Origin of the sequence: Nonomuraea lactucae (genome assembly GCF_003313395.1) — a bacterium.
Classification (GTDB): Bacteria; Actinomycetota; Actinomycetes; order Streptosporangiales; family Streptosporangiaceae; genus Nonomuraea; species Nonomuraea lactucae.
Map to the genome: position 1 here is coordinate 1 of NZ_QNFZ01001040.1, position 22,067 is coordinate 22,067.

The 22,067-nt window shown below is 71.6% G+C and carries 21 protein-coding genes; 11 read left to right on the plus strand and 10 right to left on the minus strand.

Going from position 1 to position 22,067, the window contains the following annotated elements; translation table 11 throughout:
- Positions 1-236: 236 nt before the first annotated feature.
- The gene (gene greA, locus DQW85_RS39260; RefSeq protein ID WP_113704807.1) at positions 237-737 is read right to left on the minus strand and encodes a transcription elongation factor GreA; all 501 of its coding nucleotides are present in this window, start codon (positions 735-737) and stop codon (positions 237-239) included.
- 106 nt (positions 738-843) lie between these two features.
- Positions 844-1,260, minus strand: a complete 417-nt coding sequence (locus tag DQW85_RS39265; RefSeq protein ID WP_113704808.1) for a DUF4307 domain-containing protein — start codon at positions 1,258-1,260, stop codon at positions 844-846.
- Between the two features lie 133 nt (positions 1,261-1,393).
- On the opposite strand from DQW85_RS39265, the gene mca reads away from it, so the two are divergent.
- Genes mca through DQW85_RS39275 form a run of 3 tightly spaced genes read left to right on the plus strand, consistent with a single transcriptional unit; the run spans position 1,394 to position 2,771 of the window.
- Entirely contained in the window at positions 1,394-2,278 is an 885-nt protein-coding gene (gene mca / locus DQW85_RS39270) for a mycothiol conjugate amidase Mca (protein WP_113704809.1), read from the plus strand.
- A gap of 43 nt (positions 2,279-2,321) precedes the next feature.
- Complete coding sequence (locus DQW85_RS45155) at positions 2,322-2,480, plus strand: hypothetical protein (RefSeq protein WP_162795739.1); 159 nt, start codon at positions 2,322-2,324, stop codon at positions 2,478-2,480.
- Positions 2,481-2,771, plus strand: a complete 291-nt coding sequence (locus DQW85_RS39275) for a GNAT family N-acetyltransferase (RefSeq protein WP_113704810.1) — start codon at positions 2,481-2,483, stop codon at positions 2,769-2,771.
- Between the two features lie 28 nt (positions 2,772-2,799).
- Here DQW85_RS39275 and DQW85_RS39280 read toward each other — a convergent pair whose 3' ends face one another.
- Positions 2,800-3,957, minus strand: a complete 1,158-nt coding sequence (locus DQW85_RS39280; RefSeq protein WP_205315742.1) for a hypothetical protein — start codon at positions 3,955-3,957, stop codon at positions 2,800-2,802.
- Positions 3,958-4,137: 180 nt separating this feature from the next.
- Here DQW85_RS39280 and DQW85_RS39285 point away from each other — a divergent pair, with 180 nt between their 5' ends.
- A complete protein-coding gene (locus DQW85_RS39285; RefSeq protein ID WP_205315743.1) occupies positions 4,138-6,099 on the plus strand; it encodes a thioredoxin domain-containing protein in 1,962 nt (653 codons plus the stop codon).
- A gap of 22 nt (positions 6,100-6,121) precedes the next feature.
- On the opposite strand, the gene DQW85_RS39290 is transcribed toward DQW85_RS39285, so the two are convergent.
- Together DQW85_RS39290 and DQW85_RS39295 are read right to left on the minus strand one after the other, a co-directional pair.
- Entirely contained in the window at positions 6,122-8,218 is a 2,097-nt protein-coding gene (locus DQW85_RS39290) for a transglycosylase domain-containing protein (RefSeq protein ID WP_205315744.1), read from the minus strand.
- A gap of 104 nt (positions 8,219-8,322) precedes the next feature.
- Positions 8,323-8,802 carry an Lrp/AsnC family transcriptional regulator gene (locus tag DQW85_RS39295; protein ID WP_113704822.1) on the minus strand — a complete coding sequence of 160 codons (480 nt, stop codon included), beginning with the start codon at positions 8,800-8,802 and terminating at the stop codon, positions 8,323-8,325.
- 103 nt (positions 8,803-8,905) lie between these two features.
- On the opposite strand from DQW85_RS39295, the gene hppD reads away from it, so the two are divergent.
- On the plus strand, positions 8,906-10,015 hold the full coding sequence (gene hppD, locus DQW85_RS39300; RefSeq protein WP_205315745.1) for a 4-hydroxyphenylpyruvate dioxygenase: 1,110 nt from the start codon (positions 8,906-8,908) through the stop codon (positions 10,013-10,015).
- Between the two features lie 88 nt (positions 10,016-10,103).
- A complete protein-coding gene (locus DQW85_RS39305; RefSeq protein WP_113704813.1) occupies positions 10,104-11,546 on the plus strand; it encodes a M1 family metallopeptidase in 1,443 nt (480 codons plus the stop codon).
- Between the two features lie 300 nt (positions 11,547-11,846).
- On the opposite strand, the gene DQW85_RS39310 is transcribed toward DQW85_RS39305, so the two are convergent.
- Positions 11,847-13,037: an ROK family protein gene (locus tag DQW85_RS39310; protein WP_113704814.1), complete on the minus strand. Its 1,191-nt coding sequence runs from the start codon at positions 13,035-13,037 to the stop codon at positions 11,847-11,849.
- A complete protein-coding gene (locus DQW85_RS39315; RefSeq protein ID WP_113704823.1) occupies positions 13,034-14,212 on the minus strand; it encodes an FIST signal transduction protein in 1,179 nt (392 codons plus the stop codon). The genes DQW85_RS39310 and DQW85_RS39315 overlap by 4 nt, the downstream gene beginning before the upstream one ends.
- Before the next feature lie 94 nt (positions 14,213-14,306).
- Here DQW85_RS39315 and DQW85_RS39320 point away from each other — a divergent pair, with 94 nt between their 5' ends.
- Entirely contained in the window at positions 14,307-15,773 is a 1,467-nt protein-coding gene (locus tag DQW85_RS39320; RefSeq protein WP_205315746.1) for a sigma 54-interacting transcriptional regulator, read from the plus strand.
- Positions 15,774-15,833: 60 nt separating this feature from the next.
- Positions 15,834-17,846 (plus strand): vWA domain-containing protein, encoded by a 2,013-nt coding sequence (locus DQW85_RS39325; protein ID WP_113704815.1) that lies wholly within the window; start codon positions 15,834-15,836, stop codon positions 17,844-17,846.
- A 39-nt stretch (positions 17,847-17,885) separates the two neighbouring features.
- On the opposite strand, the gene DQW85_RS39330 is transcribed toward DQW85_RS39325, so the two are convergent.
- On the minus strand, positions 17,886-18,308 hold the full coding sequence (locus DQW85_RS39330; protein ID WP_240197721.1) for a DUF6292 family protein: 423 nt from the start codon (positions 18,306-18,308) through the stop codon (positions 17,886-17,888).
- Between the two features lie 139 nt (positions 18,309-18,447).
- Here DQW85_RS39330 and DQW85_RS47815 point away from each other — a divergent pair, with 139 nt between their 5' ends.
- Both DQW85_RS47815 and DQW85_RS39340 read left to right on the plus strand, forming a co-directional pair.
- Positions 18,448-18,573, plus strand: a complete 126-nt coding sequence (locus DQW85_RS47815) for a hypothetical protein (RefSeq protein WP_275888297.1) — start codon at positions 18,448-18,450, stop codon at positions 18,571-18,573.
- Between the two features lie 10 nt (positions 18,574-18,583).
- A complete protein-coding gene (locus tag DQW85_RS39340) occupies positions 18,584-19,015 on the plus strand; it encodes a hypothetical protein (protein WP_113704818.1) in 432 nt (143 codons plus the stop codon).
- Between the two features lie 26 nt (positions 19,016-19,041).
- Here DQW85_RS39340 and DQW85_RS39345 read toward each other — a convergent pair whose 3' ends face one another.
- A complete protein-coding gene (locus tag DQW85_RS39345) occupies positions 19,042-20,181 on the minus strand; it encodes a cystathionine gamma-synthase (protein ID WP_113704819.1) in 1,140 nt (379 codons plus the stop codon).
- Between the two features lie 121 nt (positions 20,182-20,302).
- Positions 20,303-20,554, minus strand: coding sequence for a hypothetical protein (locus DQW85_RS39350; protein ID WP_162795740.1), 252 nt, complete (start codon positions 20,552-20,554; stop codon positions 20,303-20,305).
- A gap of 138 nt (positions 20,555-20,692) precedes the next feature.
- Between DQW85_RS39350 and DQW85_RS39355 the strand changes: the two genes are divergently transcribed.
- The gene (locus DQW85_RS39355; protein WP_113704825.1) at positions 20,693-21,850 is read left to right on the plus strand and encodes a sensor histidine kinase; all 1,158 of its coding nucleotides are present in this window, start codon (positions 20,693-20,695) and stop codon (positions 21,848-21,850) included.
- Positions 21,851-22,067 lie beyond the last annotated feature (217 nt).

The window sequence follows — 22,067 nt, forward strand, 5'->3', positions numbered from 1 at the left end:
CGCCGCCCGCTCGCCCGGCGGCACGCGCCGCGCCTGCGGCGGGACCCTGCCCGCCTGCGCCAGCAGCAGGACGTCGGCGGTCAACACCGCCACCAGCGTCACCACGATGAACGGCACCAGGCGCCCGTGGTCACGCCGTCCGCCCGAACGCAGCAGGAAGCTGAGGTCCTGCCGGATGCCCGAGGCACGCGCGAGCTCCGCCGGGCCCGTGGGGGCCCGGCGGCTGTCTTCGGGAGTCAGTTGCCGATGTACGGCACGGCCTCGAGGATCTCGACGGTGTTCTGGCGGCCGTTGGGCATGCTGTAGGTGGCCTTCTCGCCGATCTTCTTGCCGTTGATCGCCGCGCCCAGGGGGGACTTGGGCGAGTAGACGTCGATCGGGGCTCCGCTCTCCTCGCGGGAGGCGAGCAGGAAGGTCACCTCGTCGTCGTCACCGACGAACCTGATCGTGACGGTCATGCCGGGGCCCACGATGCCCTCGGTCTTGGGGGCCTCGCCCACCTGCGCGTTGTCGAGGATCTGACGGAGATGGAAGATCCGGGCCTCCATCTTGCCCTGCTCGTCCTTGGCCGCGTGATAGCCGCCGTTCTCTCTCAGATCCCCCTCTTCACGGGCGGCCTCGATCTTCTTGGCGATGTCGACGCGCCCTGGGCCCGAGAGATACTCGTACTCCGCCTTCAGACGGTCGTACGCCTCCTGCGTCAGCCATGTGACGTTCTCATCGCGAGAGTCGGCCACGGGTTCTCCTTGCTTGCCTAGGGGCCCTGGAACACTTGAGGTTGCGTGCGGTCGAATTGCGAAAGGCTAACAACTGAACCGCCTGTACGCTTCCCCAAACGTCTCATTATACGAGATTGCAGTACTGGATGTGGACAGAAGCCGCCTCAACACTGGTGGCCAGGCGTTCCTTGATCTGTCCACCGCCCGCGTCGGGCGCGATCCGCACGTCCTTGGCGCCCACTTCGGTGTGGCTCACGTCGAGGGCCCGGACCCGGCACACCGCTCCGCGGTCGTCGGGCTTCTGCACCGTGAAGACGATCTGCGCGTGGTCGGGCGCCACGGTGAACGACACCACCTGCGCGGTGACCCCAGTGCCGCTGCCGGTCATCGACCACATCACGTATCCCCAGCCACCTGCGATGATGGCCACCAGGAGGCCGATCACGACATGCACGACGAGCCGGCCGCCCTGCTTCGGACGGTCGGGGTAGTCGTCGGGTGTGCCGAGAACGGGCCCGCTCCCGACATCTCTGGTGGCCATGACGGAATCTCCCTGCACTCCCTCAGCGTTATCCGAGACAATTGTCGCGCGCGCGAGGCGCGGCCTCGCGACCGCCCAGCAGAAACTAACCTTTGTGGCGAGTGAACCGGTCAACTGAGGAGACATCGAGCCCGTGAGTGCACCGCTGAGGCTGATGGCAGTCCACGCACACCCCGACGACGAGTCGAGCAAGGGTGCCGCCACCATGGCGCGTTACGTCCGCGAAGGCGTGGAGGTGCTGGTCTGTACGCTCACGGGCGGCGAGCGGGGCTCCGTGCTCAACCCCCAGATGGACCGCCCCGAGATCGTGGCCAACATCGGCGAGGTGCGCAGGGCCGAGATGGCTCGGGCACGCGAGATCCTCGGCGTGCGGCAGGAGTTCATGGGCTTCGTCGACTCGGGCCTGCCCGAGAACGACGACGAGGCGCTGCCCGAGGGCTGCTTCGCGCTGCAGGAGATCGAGGTCGCCACGGCGCCGCTGGTCGCCGCGGTCCGCGCGTTCAGGCCGCACGTGATCATCACGTACGACGACGACGGCGGCTACCCGCACCCCGACCACATCATGACCAACAGGGTGTCGGTGGAGGCGTTCGAGGCGGCCGGCGACCCCGACCGCTATCCCGGCGCGGGCGACCCGTGGCAGCCGCTGAAGCTCTACTACCAGATGGGCTTCACCAAGGAGCGGTTCGAGGCGCTGCACGAGGCGATGACCGAGCGCGGCATGGGCTCCCCCTACTCCGACTGGATCTCCCGCTGGGAGGACCGGCCGGCCAAGTGGCCGGTGACCACGAGGGTGCCGTGCGGCGACTACTTCGAGCTGCGCGACCAGGCGCTGCTCGCCCACGCCACGCAGGTCGACCCCGACGGCTTCTGGTTCGTCTGCCCGCGGGAGCTGCAGCGGGAGATCTGGCCGACGGAGGACTACCACCTGGCCCGCTCGCTGGTCGACACCGAGCTTCCGGAGGACGACCTGTTCGCCGGCATCCACGCCGAAGAGGTCTCGCCCGCCTGCCACTGACCGGAGCACGACCCCCTGGTGGCAGACTGAAGGCGTGATAGTTATGGCCGCTGGTGAAGTCAGTCCGGGTCTGCTCGGCTTCACCGTCGTCGCCCTCATCGGACTCGCCCTCTACATCCTGATCAAGTCGATGAACAAGCAGATGTCGAAGATCAGTGTGCCGCGCGAGGCCGACCTCGACGACGACAAGAAACCCGAATAGATGCCGGTCGACGTGGTCGACGATCCGGAGCGGAGCCGGTTCGAGGTGCGCTTGGACGGCGAGGTCGCCGGGTTCGCCGAATACCGGCTCCTGCCCTCGAAGATCGTCTTCACGCACGCCGAGGTGCTGCCCGAGCACCAGGGGCGGGGCCTGGCCGGCAGGCTCGTCAAGCACGCGCTCGACGCGAGCAGGGAGGCCGGGCTGCGGGTCGTGCCGCTCTGCCCCTACGTCGCGTCCTGGATCAAGCGCCACAGCGACTACCACGACCTGGTGGACGAGTCCACCGGGTGACGCGGGCGCCCGCCCGGGCCACGTGCCGTCAGTCGCGGGGCGACCAGGCCAGCTCCAGGGCCCTGGGCAGCCCCCACCACCCGAGCGGCGTCAGCACGTCGTCCTCGTCGACGATGCCGAGGTGGCCCCACAGGGTGACCACCGGCACGAAGAGGCGCTCGGTCGCGTCCACGTCGGCGCCGTCCTCGTCTTCGATCTCGACGTCGATGTCCTCCGACTCGGCGACGAGCCGGGCGATGCGCTCCGGCGAGGCCAGCACCCCCGGCCCGAGCCGCGCCAGCGCGGCCACGGCGGCCAGCCAGTCGGCGTGCTGCAGGGCGCAGAGGTTGGCCAGCACCGCGTCCTCGTGGCTCAGCTCGCCCTCCAGGTCGGCGAACTCCTCCAGCGTGTCGCCGTCCTCCGACAGGTCGGAGACGGGCCCGGCGATGCCGGCGGCCACCGCCAGCCACAGCTCCCCGTCGTCGTCGGGCATCGGCCGGTCCTCGAAGCCGGCGCAGGCCCGCAGCACGTTCGCCGGGTAACCGGGCTGGCCGAGCAGCTCGCGCAGCCGCGCCGCCGCCCGGTCCAGCTCGCCGGCGGGCAGCACGGGCCGCTTGGGCAGCTCGTCGAGGATGCGCCGCAACTCCGACAGCGCGAACGCCTCCTCCTCGTCCCAGGCGGCGAACAGCTCCTCGTCCTGCTCGTCGTTGACCGCGAACCCGGGCACCCGCCCGTCGGGCAGCGGCGTGCTCAGCCACTCCTCCTGCATGTCCTCGTAGGCCCTGCGGGCCTCCTCGTCGCCGCGGGCCAGCGCGTCGGGGTCGATGTCGCCGGCCTTCACGCGCTGCTCCAGGTGGCGTACGAGCCGCGAGAACATCTCCGTGGCCACCGGCCCGCGCTCGTCCTCCTCCGGCCAGACGAAGTAGCCGGGCGTCATGATGACCGGCTCGGTGCCGGTCGACTCGACCCAGCGCTGCACGTCACCGACCGTGGCGATACCCGACTCGATCGAGCCGAGCGTCGCCCTCGCCGAGTCCCAGAACACCGCCGACAGCGGGTTGCCGGCGGCCAGCATGGCGCGCCGCAGGTCGGGGATCGCCACCAGCGCCACCCCCGAGGGCACCTCCAGCAGCGCCCGCGCCACGTCCCGGCGGGTCAGGGCGGTGGCGGCGCGGCCGGCGTGCGTGCAGACGAAGTCCAGATCCACTCTCCGTAACCTACGCCCACGCGCCCTCCCAGCACACGCCGCCCTGAAGGACGGCCTGTCCGGGCGCGCCGACCCCCCACACCACCCGAAGTCCGCCTCACCCACCCCGCCCCAAAGGACCGTCGGCCCCCGGGCGTGGCCGTCGTCGCGGACCCGTAGTGTGAGCAGGGGGAGGTCTTGATGAACCGGTTGAAGGACTCGACGAGCCCCTACCTGCTGCAGCACGCGGGCAATCCCGTCGACTGGCATCCGTGGGGCGAGGAGGCGTTCGCCGAGGCACGGCGCAGGGATGTGCCTCTGCTGATCAGCGTGGGCTACTCGGCCTGCCACTGGTGCCACGTCATGGCGCACGAGAGCTTCGAGCACGACGAGACCGCGCGGCTGATGAACGAGCACTTCGTCAACGTCAAGGTCGACCGCGAGGAGCGGCCCGACGTGGACGCGGTCTACATGAGCGCCACCCAGGCGATGACCCATCAGGGCGGCTGGCCCATGACGGTGTTCGCGACGCCCGAGGGCCACCCGTTCTACTGCGGCACCTACTTCCCGCGCCCGAGCTTCCAGCGGCTGCTCGTGGCCGTCCACCAGGCGTGGACGGGCGAGAGGGAGGCCGTGCTCCGGCAGGGCGCCAAGCTGGTGGAGGCGCTCAACACCCACACCGCGCTGCCGAGTGGCCCGCTGCCCAACCGGGAGACGCTGGAGCAGGCCGTGCGCAACCTGCGCGAGACGTTCGACCCGGTGCACGGCGGCTTCGGCGGCGCGCCCAAGTTCCCGCCGTCCATGGTGCTGGAGTTCCTGCTGCGCTCGCGCGAGCGGGAGATGAGCGGCAAGACCCTGGAGGCGATGGCGCGCGGCGGGATCTACGACCAGCTCGGCGGGGGGTTCTCGCGTTACAGCGTCGACGCGGCGTGGGTGGTGCCGCACTTCGAGAAGATGCTCTACGACAACGCGCTGCTGCTGCGGGTCTACACCCACTGGTGGAGAGCCAACGGCGGCCCGACGGCGCGCAGGGTCGCCCTGGAGAGCGCCGACTGGCTGCTGCGCGAGATGCGCACCCCCGAGGGCGGCCTCGCCTCGGCGCTGGACGCCGACAGCGAGGGCGAGGAGGGCAGGTTCTACGTCTGGACGCCCGATGAGCTGCGCGAGCTGCTGGGCGAGCAGGACGGCGACTGGGCGATCATGGTCTTCGACGTGACGGGGACGTTCGAGCACGGCACCTCGGTGTTGCGGCTGCTGGAGGACCCCGCCGACGTCGAGCGGCTGGCCTCCGTGCGCGCGCGGCTGTTCGCCGCCAGAGAGCGGCGCGAGCGGCCCGGGCGCGACGAGAAGGTGGTCGCCTCGTGGAACGGGCTCGCCATCGCGGCGCTGGCCGAGGCGGGCGTGGTGTTCGACCGGCCCGACCTGGTCGACGCGGCCAGGACGGCGGCCGTGCTCCTCGACGACGTGCACGTGCTGGGCGGCAGGCTGGTGCGCACCTCCCGCGACGGCCGGGCCGGCGCGAACTCCGGGGTGCTGGAGGACTACGCGAACGTGGCCGAGGGGCTGCTCACGCTCTACGGCGTGACCGGCGAGACGCGCTGGTTCCGGCTGGCCGGCTCGCTGCTGGACACGGTGCTCGACCGGTTCGCCGACGGGGTGGGCGGGTTCTACGACACGGCCGACGACGCCGAGCGGCTGTTCCAGCGCCCCCAGGACCCCACCGACAACGCCACGCCGTCGGGGCAGTACGCCGCCGCGGGGGCGCTGCTCACCTACGCGGCGCTGACCGGCTCCGCACGGCACCGCGAGGCGGCGCACGCGGCGCTGGGCACGGTCTCGGTGCTGTCGGCCGGGCACGCGCGGTTCGCCGGGTGGGGGCTGGCCGTGGTCCGGGCCGCTCTCGACGGTCCCGTGGAGGTGGCGGTCGTGGGGCCGGCCGACGACCCGCGCACCCGGGAGCTGCACCGTGAGGCTCTGCTGGCCGACGTCCCGGGCCTGGTCGTCGCGCTCGGCGACGGCGACGCCTCCCCGGACGGACCCGCGCTGCTGGAGGGGCGGGGGCTCGTCGGCGGCGTGCCCGCGGCGTACGTGTGCCGCAACTTCACCTGCCGGACGCCCGTCACCACCGCCGCCGCGCTGCGCACCGAGCTGGCGCGAAGGTGAAGCCTCGGGGCCACGCACCAGGCTAGGCCGGGGGTGAGACCTCGCCGGCCTGCCGTTCGGGGCCCGTGCTGGGCACGATCGGCGCCTGGGTGGGCGGGCCGTCGCTCTCGTCCGGCACGCCTCCCGGATCGTCGGGCCCCTGCGTGGCGGGCGGCTCGCTGAAGGTCGGCTCGGGGTCGCTCGGGCCGGGGCTCTCCAGGCCGTCCGGCTCGCGCGTCGGCTGCTGCTCGGGCACGCCCTGGTCGAGCTCGGTCCCGGGATTGTCGTAGCCGTAGCCGGGGTCGGACGGCGGGGGGAACTCCTCGACGGGCTCGCCCTTCATGGCCTCGGTCATGAAGGCCCGCCAGATCTGCGCGGGCAGCTGGCCGCCGTACTGCACGCCGTAACCGGGGATGGTGACGGTCTTGTTGTCGTCGCGGAACATGTCGACGGCCACGGCGAGCTGCGGGGTGAAGCCGTTGAACCAGACGGACGCGGAGTCGTCCGTGGTGCCCGTCTTGCCGGCGACCGGGCGGTCGTGGAGCCGGGCCGCCGTGCCGGTGCCGTACTTCACGACCTGCTCCATCGCGTACGTGGTGTCCGCGGCGGCCTGCTTGCCGACCACCTCGGTGGCGACGGGCTTGATCACGTCCTTCTTGCCCGCGGCGTCGGTGACCGCCTTGACGACGTGCGCCTCCATGTGGACCCCGCCGTTCGCGAACGTGGAGAAGCCGGAGGCGTTCTGCACGGCGCTCACCGAGGCCACGCCGAGCGGGAAGGAGGCCGCCGCCTGGTGCGCCACGAGCTGCTGCTTGGGGATGCCGGCGGCCTCGACGGTGGCGGCGACCTTGTCCAGGCCGACCTTCTGGCCGAGGTCCACGAACGCGGTGTTGACGGAGTTCCTGGTGGCGCTGACCAGGTCGATGGGGCCGTACGAGCGGCCGTTGACGTTGGGGATCGGGTGCTTGGGATCGGAGGCCACGCGCATCGGAGAGTTGCCGTCGACCTGCGTGGACAGCCCGAAGCCGTTCTGGAGCGCGGCGGCCAGCGTGTACGGCTTGAACGTCGATCCGGCCGGCACCTTGGCGGAGAAGGCGTTGTCGTAGTCGGAGCGCTCGGGGTCGCCGCCGTAGAAGGCGACGATCTCGCCCGTGCCCGGATCGACGGCGGCCAGCCCGGTGCGCACCTTCTTCGGCGTGGCGGCGGGCAGCACGCCCTTCACGGCGGTCTCGGCCGCCTTCATGAGCTTCTTGTCGAACGTGGTGACGATCTTGAGGCCGCCGCTGCTGATGTCCTCGTCGGTGTAGCCGCGCCGGTTGAGCTCGGCGGTCACCTGGTCGAGCATGTACTGGGCCTGGCCCTTGAGCACGAACGGCTTCTTGGCCTTGACGAGCTTCGGGAACGTCTGGGCGGCCAACTGCTGGGCGTCGAGCGCGCCGGTCTGGCTCATCGCGGTGATCACGGCCTGCCAGCGGGCCCGCGCGGCGGCCAGGTCGGCGCCCTTGGGGTCGGCGAAGCGGCTGGGCTGCTGGATCACCGACGCGAGGTAGGCGCCCTCGGCCACGGTGAGCTTCTGGACGTCCTTGCCGAAGTAGGCCCGGGCGGCCGCCTGGACGCCGTTGGCGCCGCGGCCGAAGTAGATCGTGTTGAGGTACTGCTCCAGGACCCAGTCCTTGGACTTGGACTGGTCGACCTTGATCGCGATCATGATCTCTTTGAACTTGCGGGTGACGCTCCGCTCCTGGCTGAGCCCGCTGTAGTAGTTGCGGACGAGCTGCTGCGTGATCGTCGAGCCGCCCTGGAGCTGCTGCCCGGTGAGCGTGGACCACAGGGCGCGGCCGGTGCCCTTGACCGAGACGCCGGCATCATCGTAGAAGGAGCGGTTCTCCGCCGCGATCACGGCCTCGCGCACGTGCTTGGGGACCTTGGCCAGCGGGACGTTCCGCCGGTCGACGCCCTGACGGGCGATCACGCTCTTGCCGTCGCGGTAGTAGATGACCGAGCCCTGCGCCGTCGCCTGCTTCTGTGTGCTGTCCGGGATGGGGGTCATCGCCCACGCGATGCCGAAGAGCGCGGCGCCCAGGACGATGCCCACGCCGACGGCGATCAGCGACCGCCTCAGAACCCGCCGCTTCCGCATGCCCTTTCCACCACCGCTCCTTACTCGCCGAACCCCCGTAAGCTGGGCGAATGTAAAGGGTAAACGACTGATAACGGTGCCTCGTCCCTCCCGCGATAGTACGTCTAGCTCGCTCCCTTACGCGGGACATCCGCGACCAACGGCAACACACGGTATGGAACAGGGGTGTCAAGGGCGATGACGGAGGACGTCCTGAGCACTCCCCTGACGTCCACGATCTGGTCGATGACCCGCTGCAGGTCGGCGTTGCTGCGCGCCACCACCCGGCAGATCAGATCGCTGCCGCCGGTGATCGTGTGGGCCTCCAGCACCTCGGGGATGCGCGCCAGCCCGTCGGACACCGGGTCGTGCCCCGCCACCTGCCTGATCTCCAGCGTGACGAACGCGGTGACGCCGTAGCCCAGCGCCTCGGGCGAGACGTCCGGGCCGAAGCCGGTGATCACTCCCCTGGCGATCATCCGGTCGAGCCTCGCCTGCGCGGTGCCGCGCGCCACGCCGAGCCTTCGTGAGCACTCCAGGACACCGAGCCTGGGCTCGGCGGCGAGCAGGGCGATGAGGCGGGCGTCCAGGTGGTCGATCGTCATGGTGTACAGGAACTCCGGGAGTCGTGCGGCTGGACTGGTCAGGTTGTGCACCAATTAGAGCAACTCTTGCGCATGTCGTCCAGGAAGGATGAGATTCGTTGGTATGAGTGATGTCTTTCCGGTCAACGGCATGGACGCCGTGGTGTTCGCCGTGGGCAACGCCAAGCAGGCGGCGCACTACTACTCGACCGCTTTCGGCATGAGACTGGCGGCCTACCGCGGGCCGGAGAACGGCAGCCGCGACGAGGTCGCCTACGTCCTCACCTCCGGAGGCGCCCGGTTCGAGCTCAGGGCCTCCGTCAGGCCCGGCACCGGCCTGGCCGGGCACGTGGCCGAGCACGGCGACGGGGTGATCGACCTGGCCCTCGACGTGCCCGACGTGGAGGCCGCGTACGAGCACGCCGTCGCCCAGGGGGCGCGCGGGCTGGCGCGGCCGTACACGCTGGAGGACGAGCACGGCAAGGTGGTGCTCGCCGCGATCGCCACCTACGGCGAGACGCGGCACACGCTCGTCGACCGGTCCAACTACAGCGGCGTGTACCTGCCCGGCTACATCCCCGCCCAGCCGCTCGTGGCGGCGCCCGCGGTGAAGCACGGGCGGCTGTTCCAGGCCGTCGACCACTGCGTGGGCAACGTCGAGCTCGGCAGGATGGACGAGTGGGTGGAGTTCTACCGCAACGTGATGGGCTTCACGAACATGGCCGAGTTCGTCGGCGACGACATCGCCACCGAATACTCGGCCCTGATGTCGAAGGTCGTGGCCGACGGCACGCGGAAGGTCAAGTTCCCGCTGAACGAGCCGGCGATCAGCCGCCGGAAGTCGCAGATCGACGAGTACCTGGAGTTCTACCGCGGGCCCGGCGTGCAGCACATCGCGCTGGCCACCAACGACATCCTGACCACGGTCGACCACATGCGGGCGGCCGGGGTCGACTTCCTCGACACGCCCGACTCCTACTACGACGACCCCGAGCTGCGGGCGCGCATCGGCAAGGTGCGCGCGCCGATCGAGGAGCTGAAGAAGCGGAAGATCCTGGTCGACAGGGACGAGGACGGCTACCTGCTGCAGATCTTCACCAAGCCCGTGCAGGACAGGCCCACGGTCTTCTTCGAGCTCATCGAGAGGCATGGGTCGCTCGGGTTCGGCAAGGGCAACTTCAAGGCGTTGTTCGAGGCGATCGAGCGCGAGCAGGAGCGCAGGGGCAACCTGTAGGGGTCCGCGGCGTGGGCCCCGGGGGCGGCCCGGCCGCCCCTCACTCAGCGTAAGCTAATGCTCACGCCAAGAAAGGGGAGCGCCGTCCATGAGGTTCACCCGCCATGCCGTCGCGCCGTCGGTCGCCGTCCTGAGCCTGCTGGGCTTGACGGGCTGCTCGCCCACCAGCGGGGAGGCCCGCCCCTCGTCCCAGGCCGCCGACCGGTCGCCGACCCCCGCTCCGGAGGCGGGCGCGCCGGGCATCGGCGACAGCGACTTCCCGCTCGACGGCAACGGCGGCTACGACGTGGCCCACTACGGCATCGCGATCGGCTACACCCCGGCCACCAAGCACCTCCACGGTGTCACCACGATCCAGGCCAAGGCCGTCCAGCGGCTGTCCAGCTTCAACCTCGACCTCTCGGGTCTCCACGTCAGCGGGGTGACGGTCGACGGCGCCCGCGCGGCCTTCTCGCGCAGCGGCAGCGAGCTGACCGTGACCCCCGCCGCCCCGCTGGCCTCCGGAGCCCGGTTCACGGTCAAGGTGGCCTACGCGGGCGAGCCCCGGCCGATCAAGGACTCGGGCAATCTCGGCACGTACGGCTTCATCCCGACGGCCGACGGCGCGTTCGTCGCCGCCGAGCCCAACGGCGCCAAGACCTGGTTCCCGTCCAACGACCATCCCGCCGACAAGGCCACGTTCGACTTCGAGATCACGGTGCCGCGCGGGGTGACCGCGCTGGCCAACGGCGAGCTGACCGGCGAGCCCGCGACCACGGACGGCCGGACCACCTACAAGTGGCGCGAGCGGCAGCCGATGGCCACCTACCTCGCGACCGCCACGCTCGGCCGCTTCCAGCTCCGGCAGGGCGAGACCCCCGGCGGGGTGAAGAACCTCGCGGCGGTCGACCCGGCCCACCACGCGGCGCTCCAGAAGCTCCACACGGTCTCCGGCGAGGTCACCGACCACTGGAGCAAGGTCTTCGGCCCCTACCCGTTCTCCTCGACCGGCGGCGTGGTCGACGACTTCTCGGCCGGCTACGCGCTGGAGACCCAGACCAAACCGCTGTACGGCGGCTTCGCCCCCGACGAGAGCATCATCGCGCACGAGCTGGCCCACCAGTGGTTCGGCAACAGCGTCACCATCCAGCGCTGGAAGGACCTGTGGCTCAACGAGGGCTTCGCCACCTACGCGGAGTGGCTCTGGGCCGAGCACCGGGGCCGCACCACCGCCGAGGCCAACTTCACCACCCTCCTCGCCCGCCCGGCCACCGATCCCATGTGGAGCTACCCTCCGGGCCGGGCACGGCCGGACGACCTGTTCAACGACTCGATCTACAAGCGGGGCGCCATGACCCTGCACGCCCTGCGCAAGACCATCGGCGACCGCACCTTCTTCACCCTGCTGCGCCAGTGGGCCGACCAGCACAAGTACGGGCACGCGACCACACCACAGTTCGTCGCCCTGGCGGAGCGGCTCTCCGGCAAGGACCTCTCCGCGCTCTTCGACACCTGGCTCTACCAGCCCACCAAGCCCGCCCCGTCAAGCTGACCCGGGACCCCAGCCGGAACACCGGTGCCGGGCGGCGCCTCCCCCCTCAGAGCCGCCCGCCACCGCCCTCAGCGGCACCTGCCCAGCGCCTCAGTGCCCGCCAGGGAGCCCTCGCAACGCCCGCCACCCCCACAGCGCGCCACCCGACCCCTCGGCGGCACCTGCGCCGCCCCTCCCGTTGGCACCATCCACCACCGCCGTCCGCCGGTCGACGACCACGCGCTCGACGGCGTCGTCGAGGGCGAGGGTGTCGACCAGCAGGGGAAGGGTGGTGTGGGCAGCACAAGCCGACGCCTGGGGCTACGGGCCCGGGAAGGGTGCGGTGTCGGGCAGGTCGGTCGCGGGGCCGGTCCAGTAGCTCTCCCCCGCGATGATCAAAGCCGCCGCGCCCACCAGTCCGGCCTCCTGGCCGAGGGCGGCGGGCACCACCCTGACCCGCCTGGCGTACTCCATGCGGGCGTGCTCGCGCAGCGCCTCCTCCAGCGGCTCGAACAGCACCGCGCCCGCCTGCGACAGCCCGCCGCCGATCGTGACCAGCTCCAGGTCGCATAGGTGGGTGGCCGAGGCGATGGCGATGCCCAGCGCCCGCCCGGCCCGGCGCATGGCGGCAACGGCCACCTCGTCGCCCGCCCGCGCGTCCGCCGCGAGCACCCGCCCGGTGACCGCCCGATCCTCCCGGTCCTCCCGGTACGCCCCCACGGCCTCCTGGTACGCCCCCACGACCGCCAGCGAGTCGTCCGCCTGGGCCTCCGGGAACACCTCCGCCACGTCTCGGGCGTCCTCCTCGCGGTTCGCGGCGAACGGCCCCGCGCTCCGGTCCTCGGGGAAGCCCGCCCCGCCGGCACCCGCGCCACCACCGACACCCGAACCCAAGCCACCCCTCCCGGCCCCCGAGCCACCCGGTCGCCAGCCCTGGGACAGGGCCCACGCGGTCAGGGCGGGGCCGCGGGCGACCGCCTCCAGGCAGCCGCGTCCGCCGCAGCCGCAGGGCGGCCCGCCTTCGGGTTCGGCGATCACGTGGCCTATGTGCCCGGCGTTGCCGGTGCCGCCGTTGATCAGGCGGCCCCCCAGGATGAGCCCACCTCCCACACCTGTGGACACCACCATGCCCAGCATGTCGCTGGTGCCCCGCCCGGCGCCCTGCCAGTGCTCGGCCACGGCCAGGCAGATGGCGTCGTTGTGGATGCGGACCGGCAGCCCGGCGAAGCGTTCGGCGAGCCGGGCGCGCAGCGGGAAGCCGCGCCAGCTCGGGATGTTGAGCGTGGAGACCTCACCCCGCGGCCATCGCATCGGCCCGCCGCAGCCGACGCCCACGCCCTCGACGGGGCCGGGCTCGACGAACGGCTCGACGAGGTCGGTGAGCGTCTTCCACAGGGTCTCGGCGTCGGCGGCCTGCGGGGTCGCGACGCGCCGGGAGCCCGCCAGCGTGCCGTCGCGGGCAACGAGTCCCGCGGCCATCTTGGTGCCGCCGACGTCGATCGCCAGAATCACTCGCTGCCCGCCGTACCTGAGGAGAAGACGAGCACGGACGCCGTGAAGCCGTGCACGTGGTTGTGGCCGCCGACGGGTCCCACCTCACCGGCCGCGAAGAAGCCGGCCATGCCGATCGGGCCGAGCGTGTCGCGCAGCGCGACGGGGTCGTGGTCGGCGGTGCCGAACATCGCCGAGCCCCGGCCGTTGCAGGAGAACAGCAGCGCCCCGTCCACCTGGCCGAACTCCACGCGGTGGGCGTCCAGCAGGTCGTACAGGTCCTCGTCGGCGGTGGCCGCGTCACGCACCTGGAAACGCACGGTCCTGCCAACCTCGACGATGTCGCCGATCGCCACCGCCTCGCGCTCCGGGTCGATGCCGATCACTCCTCTGATGAGGAAGTCGCCGCGCTCGTGGCGTTCGGCGTACTCGTTGATCGCCACGCCGATCTGCAGCCCGGAGGCGACCAGCTCGCGGTCGTCCTCGTCGAGATCGCTGACGATGTCCTCCAGCCGGGCCAGCGCGGGCTGGCCGGCGAGCTCCAGGAGGAGGTTGTCGTCGACGCGGGTGACGGCCATGGAGGGGCCGATGGGGCGGCAGCCCTGGCTGACCACGGTGCTGATGCGGACGGGGCCGCTGAGCAGCACGCCGATGGCGCCCTCGGTGTAGACCTCGCCGTCGGCGAAGAGCCGTACGGAGCCGCGTCCCCGCATGCCGTTGGCCAGGCCGCCGATGAGCGGCAGGTCGCCGAGCACGTCGAACGACCGCTCGACGAAGGCATCGGTCGGGAACGAGTAGGGATCGGCCAGCAAGATGGCCACGTGGTCGTCGGAGCTCCGCTCCGGCAGGCCGACGACCACGAACTTGTCCTCGGCGTTCAGCGTCTCCAGCGCGAACGTCGTCAGCCTGGCCTCGCCCAGCCTGGCCGCCCACGCGCTCACGGCGGGGGTCAGTTCGACCCCCTGCCCGTCGCCGATCACGCCAGTGGCGCTGCAGCCGATCACGTTCGCGTCGGGCGCCAGCCTCATCGCCCGCTGGCCGGCCCTGGCGACGTCGTCGGGATCGTCGCCACAGATGAAGAAGCAGATCAGGTCGGCCTCGTCGCCGAGCCTCGAAAGTGCCTGACGCACGGCACGCTCGGCCACCTCGACGAGGTCGGAGCCCACGGCGAGGCCGTCCGCGAAGCGGCTGGTCATCAGGGCCACGCTTCCCTCCTTCCTCGGCAGCTAAGTTCCCTAGGCTCCGATTCTCCCCACTAAAGGAACAAGCACGCGCGCGAACCGTCACGCAATGGTCAGGACTCGAAATCTCGCCGGGTGCGAAACCGTCTGCCGCATCCCTCCCGGGGGACGTAGTCTCGATCCCGTGCATCAGCCTCTAATTCTCCGGGAGCTGCGAGAGAGCGGCCACGTTCATCGCACCGTGAAGGCAGAGGTCCGCGAGAACCTGCTGGCCAAGCTCCGCGCAGGTGAGCCCCGTTTTCCAGGCATCGTGGGCTTCGACGACACCGTCCTGCCCCATCTGGAGCGGGCCCTGCTCGCCGGGCACGACCTGGTCCTGCTCGGTGAGCGCGGCCAGGGCAAGACCCGGCTCATCCGTACGGTCACCGGCCTGCTCGACGAGTGGACCCCGGTGATCGAGGGATGCGAGATCAACGACCATCCGTACGCGCCGGTCTGCGGGCGCTGCCGGGCCCTCGCGCGTGAGCTGGGCGACGAGCTGCCCGTCGCGTGGAAGCACCGCGACGAGCGCTACGGCGAGAAGCTCGCCACCCCCGACACGTCCGTCGGCGACCTGATCGGCGACATCGACCCGATCAAGATCGCGGAGGGTCGCACGCTCGGCGATCCGGAGACCGTCCACTACGGGCTCGTCCCGCGCACCAACCGCGGCGTGTTCTCCGTCAACGAGCTGCCCGACCTGGCCGAGCGCATCCAGGTGGCGCTGCTCAACGTGCTGGAGGAGCGCGACATCCAGGTGCGCGGCTACAACCTGCGCCTGCCGCTCGACATCCTACTCATCGCGAGCGCCAACCCCGAGGACTACACCAACCGGGGCCGGATCATCACCCCGCTGAAGGACCGCTTCGGCGCGGAGGTCCGGACCCACTATCCGATGACGATCGAGGACGAGCTGGCCCTCATCCGGCAGGAGTCCATGCCCGACATCGGGGCCGACGCGCCGGAGCACCTGGTCGAGACGATCGCCCGGTTCACCCGGCTGGTGCGCGAGTCCACGTCCGTCGACGCCCGCTCGGGCGTCTCGGCGCGCTTCTCCATCGCCGCCGCCGAGACCGCGGCGGCCTCGGCCGTGCGCCGGGCGGCGATCACCGGCGAGGAGCGGGCCGTCACCCGGGTGTGCGACCTGAGCTGCGTCGTCCACAGCCTGCGCGGCAAGGTGGAGTTCGAGGTCAGCGAGGAGGGCAGGGAGACCGAGATCCTCGCCCACCTGCTCCGCCGGGCCACCGCCGAGACGTTCCGGAGCCGGTTGGGCGGCGTCGACCTGTCGCCGCTGACCGACAAGTTCGCCGAGGGAAACCAGGTGGAGTCGGGCGAGCTGGTGCCGGCCGGAGAGCTGCTCCACCGCATCGGGCCCGTCGACGGGCTCTCCAAGATCATGTCCAGGCTGGGCATGGGCGAGGGCGAGGAGTCGCCGGGGCACGCGGCGGCGGCGCTGGAGTTCGCGCTGGAGGGCCTCTATCTGATGCGCCGGCTGTCCAAGGACGACCTCGACGGCATGGCGGTCTACCGCACCTGAGCGACAGGGCCAGAGGTCTTCGGGGACGCGTGACGGGGGATCTCGGGTTAGCGTGGGTTCGTGACGGCCTACCGCTATGGCGAGTACCACGACGGCCCCGATCCCCTCGCCCCGCCCTACGACGTGCGGGCGGCGCTCGACGAGATGGGCGACGCCATCCTGTCCGGCTCCACGCCCGTGCACGCCCTGCGCGACCTGCTCAAGCGGGGCCTGCCCGGCGCGCAGGACCACAGGGGGCTCGACGAGATGCTGCGCGAGGTACGGCGCAGGCGCAGGGAGCTGCGCGAGCGCGGCAGGCTCGACGGCACGCTGGAGCAGGCCAGGGCGCTGCTCGACAAGGCCGTCGGGCAGGAGCGGGCCGAGCTCTTCCCCGACCCGTCGGACGAGGCCCGGCTGCGCGAGAGCGAGCTGGACGCGCTGCCCGACGACACGGCGAGCGCGATCCAGCAGCTCAACTCCTACGAGTGGCGCTCGGCCGCGGCCCGGCGGACCTTCGAGGAGCTGCGCGACCTGCTGCGGCGCGAGGTGCTCGACAGCCGGTTCAGGGGCCTGCGCAACGCGCTGGCCAACCCCGATCCGGCGGCGATGGAGCGGGTCCGGCAGATGATGTCGGACCTGAACGACATGCTCGACAAGGACGCCCGCGGTGAGCACACCCAGGCCGACTTCGAGGAGTTCATGGGGAAGTACGACGACCTCTTCCCCGAGAAGCCGCGCAACCTGGAGGAGCTCGTCGACATCCTGGCCCGCCGCGCGGCGGCCACCCAGCGGATGCTGGCGTCGATGACCCCGCGCCAGCGCGAGGAGCTCAACAACCTGATCAACCAGACGCTCGACCAGGCGGGGCTGTCCGAGCAGATGCGCCGGCTCGGCGAGGCCCTGGTCGCCCGCCGCCCCGACCTGGCGTGGAACACCCCCGAACGGCTGACCGGCGAGGAGCCGCTCGGCATGGGCGACGCGGTCACCGCGTTGGAGGAGCTGGCCGACCTCTCGCAGTTGGAGGCGGCGCTGCGGCAGGACTACCCCGGCGCCAGGCTCGACGACATCGACGAGGCCGCCGTCCGCCGGGCGCTCGGCCGCGCGGCGGTCGACGACCTGGAGGCCCTGCGGCGGATCGAACGGGAGCTGGAGGAGCAGGGCTACCTACTGCGGCGGCGCGGCAAGCTGGAGCTCACGCCCAAGGCCGTGCGGCGGCTCGGCGAGACCGCGCTGCGCCGGGTGTTCTCGTCCCTCGACGCGGGACGCCGGGGCGATCACGACCAGCACGACGCGGGCTCGGCCGGCGAGCTGACCGGCTCGTCGCGGCCCTGGCACTTCGGCGACGAGCAGCCGATCGACGTGGTGCGCACGCTCGTCAACGGCGTACGCAACGGCGGCCTCCAGCGGCAGGCCGGCCCCGTGGAACGGGCGGGGGCACGGGCGCGGGCCGGAGAACGGGCGCGGGCCGGAGTGGTGCGGCTGTCGGTGGACGACTTCGAGGTGGCCGAGACCGAGCGGCGCAGCGCCGCCGCCGTCTGCCTGCTCGTCGACCTGTCGTACTCGATGGCCCTGCGCGGCACCTGGGCCGCGGCCAAGCAGACGGCGCTCGCCCTGCAGGCCCTGGTGGCCTCCAAGTTCCCGCAGGACGCCGTGCAGATCATCGGCTTCTCCAACTACGCGCGGGTTCTGCAGCCCGACGAGCTGGCGGGGCTCGACTGGGACATGGTCCAGGGCACCAACCTGCACCACGCCCTGCTGATCGCGGGCCGCCACCTCGACCGCCACCCCGACTTCGAGCCGGTGGTGCTGGTGGTCACGGACGGCGAGCCCACGGCCCACCTGATGCGCAACGGCACCTCGGCGTTCGAGTGGCCGCCGTCGAACGAGACGCTGGAGCTCACGCTGGCGGAGGTCGACAAGATGACCCGGCGGCGGGCGACGCTCAACGTCTTCATGCTGGCGGCGGACGAGCGGCTGAAGGAGTTCGTGGACGAGGTGGCGCGCAGGAACGGCGGCCGGGTCTTCTCCCCCAGCGCCGAGCGGCTCGGCGAGTACGTGGTCAGCGACTTCCTCCGGATGCGCCGCGCCCGCTGACCACCGGTCACGCCCTCTGACCACCGTCAGCGGCGGACGTCAGGCGTCGACGAGGCGCGTGTAGAAGTCGAGCGCGACGTCGAAGCCGTCGCGGCAGTTGCGGTGGGAGCGGTAGCACGGGCGCCACGCGGTGCTGGAGCCCACTCCCGCGCGGGCGTCGCCGAGCGCGGCGGGCACCCGGTCGGGCCGGGGCAGCAGCCCACCGCCCAGGTAGCGCACGTCGGCCAGCTCGGTGTGCCGGCCACGCCCCCCGGAGACGAAGCTGCCGAGCCGCCAGCCGCTCTCCTCGTCCCACACCAGCGCGTCGCCGTCGGCCAGCCTGACCGTCGCGTCGCGGGGGTCGCAGGGACCCTCCCACCAGTCGGCGACCTCGGCCCCGAGCCGGTCGACGACACGCCGCAGGTAGCCGACCGGCTGCTCCCGCCATTCGTCGGTGTACGGCTCGACGTGCCTGATGGCCACGGACGGCACCCCCTTGTGCCCTGCGGGTAAGGAAAGACGAACGGTGACCAACCATACCCGCGCTGAACTTATTCCGTTGCCAGGGCGTCTAGTCATTGCGGACGATATTTACGTCCGGAGCGGGGAAGGGGGGTGCCTCATGATTGCCATGATTGTGTTGATCGTGCTGATGGTCGTCGCCATCGCGATGACCGAGCTGATCATGCGCTGTGCCTCCGAACGGGAAGAGAGTGTCGAGTCCCCGGCCGAGATCGTCGCCGACTAGTCTCTCCCGCATGTCGTCCCTGCTTCTCTGGCTGCACATAGGCTTCGCGATCTTCACGATCGGGCCGCTCACCGCTGTCACCATGGCCGCGCCGCGCGCCATCCGCACCAGGACCGTGCCCGTCCTGCAGAACATCCAGCGCACGACGCGGATCTACGGCGTCGGCTCGCTGGGCGTGCTGGTGTTCGGGGTCGCGCTCGGCGCGGCCCTCGGTGACGGCGTGCTCGGCAGGTGGTACATGACGGCGTCGATGACGCTGTTCTTCGTCGCCATCGTGCTGATCTTCATCATCGACCGCGACCTGCGCGCCGCCGTCCGGGTGCTCGCGAGCGAGGAGACGGACGACGACGCCAAGGCGCAGGGCGGCAGGATCGCCGCCATCGGCGGCCTGCTGGCCGTCATCTGGCTGGTGATCCTGTTCCTGATGATCTTCCCGGACTGACCCGGGGGCAGCGCGGGTGACCCGGGTCAGCCGAGAGCCCGGGTCAGGTCGGCGAGCAGATCGTCGACCGTCTCGATGCCGACCGAGAGCCGTACGAGGTCCGCGGGCACCTCGAGCGGCGACCCCGCGGCGGAGGCGTGCGTCATCCGGCCGGGGTGCTCGATCAGCGACTCGACGCCGCCGAGCGACTCGCCCAGCGTGAACAGCCTGGCCCGGTTGCACACCTCGACGGCCTCGTCCTCGCCGCCCGCCACCCGGAACGCCACCATGCCGCCGAACCTCTTCATCTGCTTGGCGGCCACCTCGTGCCCGGGGTGCTCGCCGAGCCCCGGGTAGAGCACCTGTGTCACGCGCGGGTGCGCGAGCAGCAGGTCGACGATCCGCTCGGCGTTGTCGCAGTGCCGGTCCATCCGCACGCCGAGCGTCCTGAGCCCGCGCAGCGTGAGCCAGGCGTCGAACGGCCCGGCCACCGAGCCCATGGAGTTCTGGTGGTAGGCCAGCTCGTCGCCGAGCCCCTGGTCGGCGACCACCAGCCCGCCGCCGACCACGTCGGAGTGGCCGCCGATGTACTTGGTGGTGGAGTGCACGACCACGTCGGCGCCCAGCGCGAGCGGCTGCTGCAGGTAGGGCGAGGCGAAGGTGTTGTCGACGACCAGCAGGGCCCCGTTGTCGTGGGCGAGCTGCGCCAGGGCGGCGATGTCGGCGATGCCCAGCAGCGGGTTGGTGGGCGTCTCCACCCACACGACCTTGGTCTTCTGGGTCATCGCCGCGGCCACGGCGTCGAGATCGCCGAGGGGCACCGGGTCGTAGTGCAGGTCCCAGCGCGAGTGGACCTTGGCGAACAGGCGGTACGTGCCGCCGTACGCGTCGTTGGGGATGACGACGTGGTCCTGCGGCTTGCACACGGTGCGCAGCAGGGTGTCCTCGGCGGCCAGGCCCGAGGCGAAGGCCAGTCCGCGCGCGCCGCCCTCGACGGCGGCGAGCGCCTCTTCGAGCGCGGTCCTCGTGGGGTTGGCCGAGCGGCTGTATTCGTAACCGCCACGCAGGCCGCCGACGCCGTCCTGCTTGTACGTCGAGGTCGCGTAGATGGGGGGCACGACCGCGCCGGTCAGCGGGTCGGGCTCCTGACCTGCGTGGATCGCCAGGGTCTCGAAACCGTTCGTCATACGGCCACGGTAACGGAAGCGGCCCGCGACCCGTCCCCCACGGGTCGCGGGCCGAGCCGGGCGCGGGTCTCCCCGCCGCGCCCGCCGGACCCGCGCCTCCTGTCGAGACGCGAGCCAGGTCTCATGCCGCCCTGGGCCGCCCCATCGTCCTGCGCCCTGGCTCAGGCGCGGTCGCCCTCTGTCCCCGCTCAGGCGCGGTCGCCCTCTGTCCCCGCTCAGGCGCGGCCGTCACGGGCGGCACCTCGACGTGGCGACCGCTGCCGCCCTCCGCGTGCTCCCCGTTGACGCGCGACAGCAGCACGGGGTCCGCGAGCGCGAGCAGCAGCCCGACGACCAGCCCCACGCCCAGCACCGTGAATCCGATGACCACCATGGCCTTTCCCCCTTCCGACGCCTCCAGCATCGGCGGTACACCCCCGCCTCCGCCTCCGCTGAAGGACCGGTCCGCACCGGGGTTCCTCGGCCGAACGGTCGATCCTGAATGTCCGACTTCCGGCCTAGGCTGCTGCGCGTGGGGGAGACCAAGCGCATCGTCTACTGGATCCGCCGGCTGAGCGAGATCGCCATGCTCGGCTGGCTGAGCGTGATGCTGCTGATGGACCTGGCCGTCGCGGCGAACATCGGCGGCCCGCAGTGGCTCGTCCCCGGCGTGGGCGTCGCGGGCATGGTGGCCGTGGTGCTGCGGCGCAGGCACCGGCTGGACGGGTTCGGCCTCATGCTGGTCCTGTCCTTCGGCGTCTCGCTGGCCCTCGGGCTCACCGGCGAGAGGGGCGCGCCCGGCTCCGCCGAGACGGGCGCGCTGCTCGTGCTCACCATCGGCGTCCTGCGCCACGTCGAGCCGGTCCGGCGCGCCGCGCTGCTCTCCGTCGGCTCGCTGGCGGTGCTCATGGCGGAGGGCGTCGGCCGCGACTACGACGACGCGGGGCTGTTCTTCTCGTTCGTGCTGTTCGCGGGCTGGTCGATGGCCGCCGGCATCGGCGGCTACCTCCGCTTCCTGCAGGAGCGCCGCGCCGAGGCCGTCCACTCCGTGCGGCGCGCCGAACGCCTGGAGCTCGCGAGAGAGCTGCACGACCTGGTGGCCCACCACATCACCGGCATCGTCGTGCAGGCGCAGGCGGCCCGCACGGTCGCGGAGATGAAGCCGGAGGCCGTGGTGCCCGCGCTGGACGCGATCGCCAGCGCCGGCGGCGAAGCCCTCACCTCGATGCGGCGCCTGGTCACCGTGCTGCGCGCCGAGGACCGGGCCGGGCGCACCCCTGGCACCTCGCTGGCCGATCTTCGCCACCTGACCGAGCGGTTCTCGGCCAGCGGGCCGCATGTGTCGTTGGAGATCGCGCAGGGCATCGACAACGGCACGCTGCCGCCCGAGGTGATGACGACGCTCCACCGGGTGCTGCAGGAGTCGCTCACGAACGTGCGCAAGCACGCGCCCGCGACCGCCTGCGTGGAGGTCGCCCTGCGACTGTCCGACGGGTTCGCGGTGTTGCGGGTGCGCAACTTCGGCTCAGTGGCCGACGCCAGGGGGGCCGATCCGCGGGTTTCCCGCCTGGGCGGCGGGTTCGGCCTGGTCGGGATGGCCGAGCGGGTGGAGGCGCTCGGCGGCAGGCTGTACGCGGGACGGACCCCCGAAGGCGCCTGGGAGGTGGTCGCCGAGTTCCCGCTCTCCTGAGGAGCCCGAGCCTGAAGAGCCCGAGCCTGAGGAGCCTGAGGAGTAGGCCTCGTCCCACTCCGCCTGGCTCATCGACTCGCGCGCCCGGGCGATGACCCGGTCCACGTCCAGCCGTTCGGGTGCGGGCAGCGGCGTGCCCACGGCCTGCCGCACCGCCGCGGCGGCGCCGAGCAGCCTGGCCGCCTCCGCGTGGTCGCCTCCGAGCGACACCGCCCCG

Excerpts from the sequence above, each read along its gene's own strand:
- DQW85_RS39265 (WP_113704808.1), bottom strand. The coding sequence starts at position 1,260 with ATGGCCACCAGAGATGTCGGGAGCGGGCCCGTTCTCGGCACACCCGAC.
- DQW85_RS45155 (WP_162795739.1), top strand. The coding sequence starts at position 2,322 with ATGGCCGCTGGTGAAGTCAGTCCGGGTCTGCTCGGCTTCACCGTCGTC.
- DQW85_RS39275 (WP_113704810.1), top strand. The coding sequence starts at position 2,481 with ATGCCGGTCGACGTGGTCGACGATCCGGAGCGGAGCCGGTTCGAGGTG.
- DQW85_RS39285 (WP_205315743.1), top strand. The coding sequence starts at position 4,138 with ATGAACCGGTTGAAGGACTCGACGAGCCCCTACCTGCTGCAGCACGCG.
- DQW85_RS39290 (WP_205315744.1), bottom strand. The coding sequence starts at position 8,218 with ATGCGGAAGCGGCGGGTTCTGAGGCGGTCGCTGATCGCCGTCGGCGTG.
- DQW85_RS39295 (WP_113704822.1), bottom strand. The coding sequence starts at position 8,802 with ATGACGATCGACCACCTGGACGCCCGCCTCATCGCCCTGCTCGCCGCC.
- hppD (WP_205315745.1), top strand. The coding sequence starts at position 8,906 with ATGAGTGATGTCTTTCCGGTCAACGGCATGGACGCCGTGGTGTTCGCC.
- DQW85_RS39305 (WP_113704813.1), top strand. The coding sequence starts at position 10,104 with ATGAGGTTCACCCGCCATGCCGTCGCGCCGTCGGTCGCCGTCCTGAGC.
- DQW85_RS39315 (WP_113704823.1), bottom strand. The coding sequence starts at position 14,212 with ATGACCAGCCGCTTCGCGGACGGCCTCGCCGTGGGCTCCGACCTCGTC.
- DQW85_RS39320 (WP_205315746.1), top strand. The coding sequence starts at position 14,307 with ATGGTCAGGACTCGAAATCTCGCCGGGTGCGAAACCGTCTGCCGCATC.
- DQW85_RS47815 (WP_275888297.1), top strand. The coding sequence starts at position 18,448 with ATGATTGCCATGATTGTGTTGATCGTGCTGATGGTCGTCGCCATCGCG.
- DQW85_RS39340 (WP_113704818.1), top strand. The coding sequence starts at position 18,584 with ATGTCGTCCCTGCTTCTCTGGCTGCACATAGGCTTCGCGATCTTCACG.
- DQW85_RS39345 (WP_113704819.1), bottom strand. The coding sequence starts at position 20,181 with ATGACGAACGGTTTCGAGACCCTGGCGATCCACGCAGGTCAGGAGCCC.
- DQW85_RS39350 (WP_162795740.1), bottom strand. The coding sequence starts at position 20,554 with ATGGTGGTCATCGGATTCACGGTGCTGGGCGTGGGGCTGGTCGTCGGG.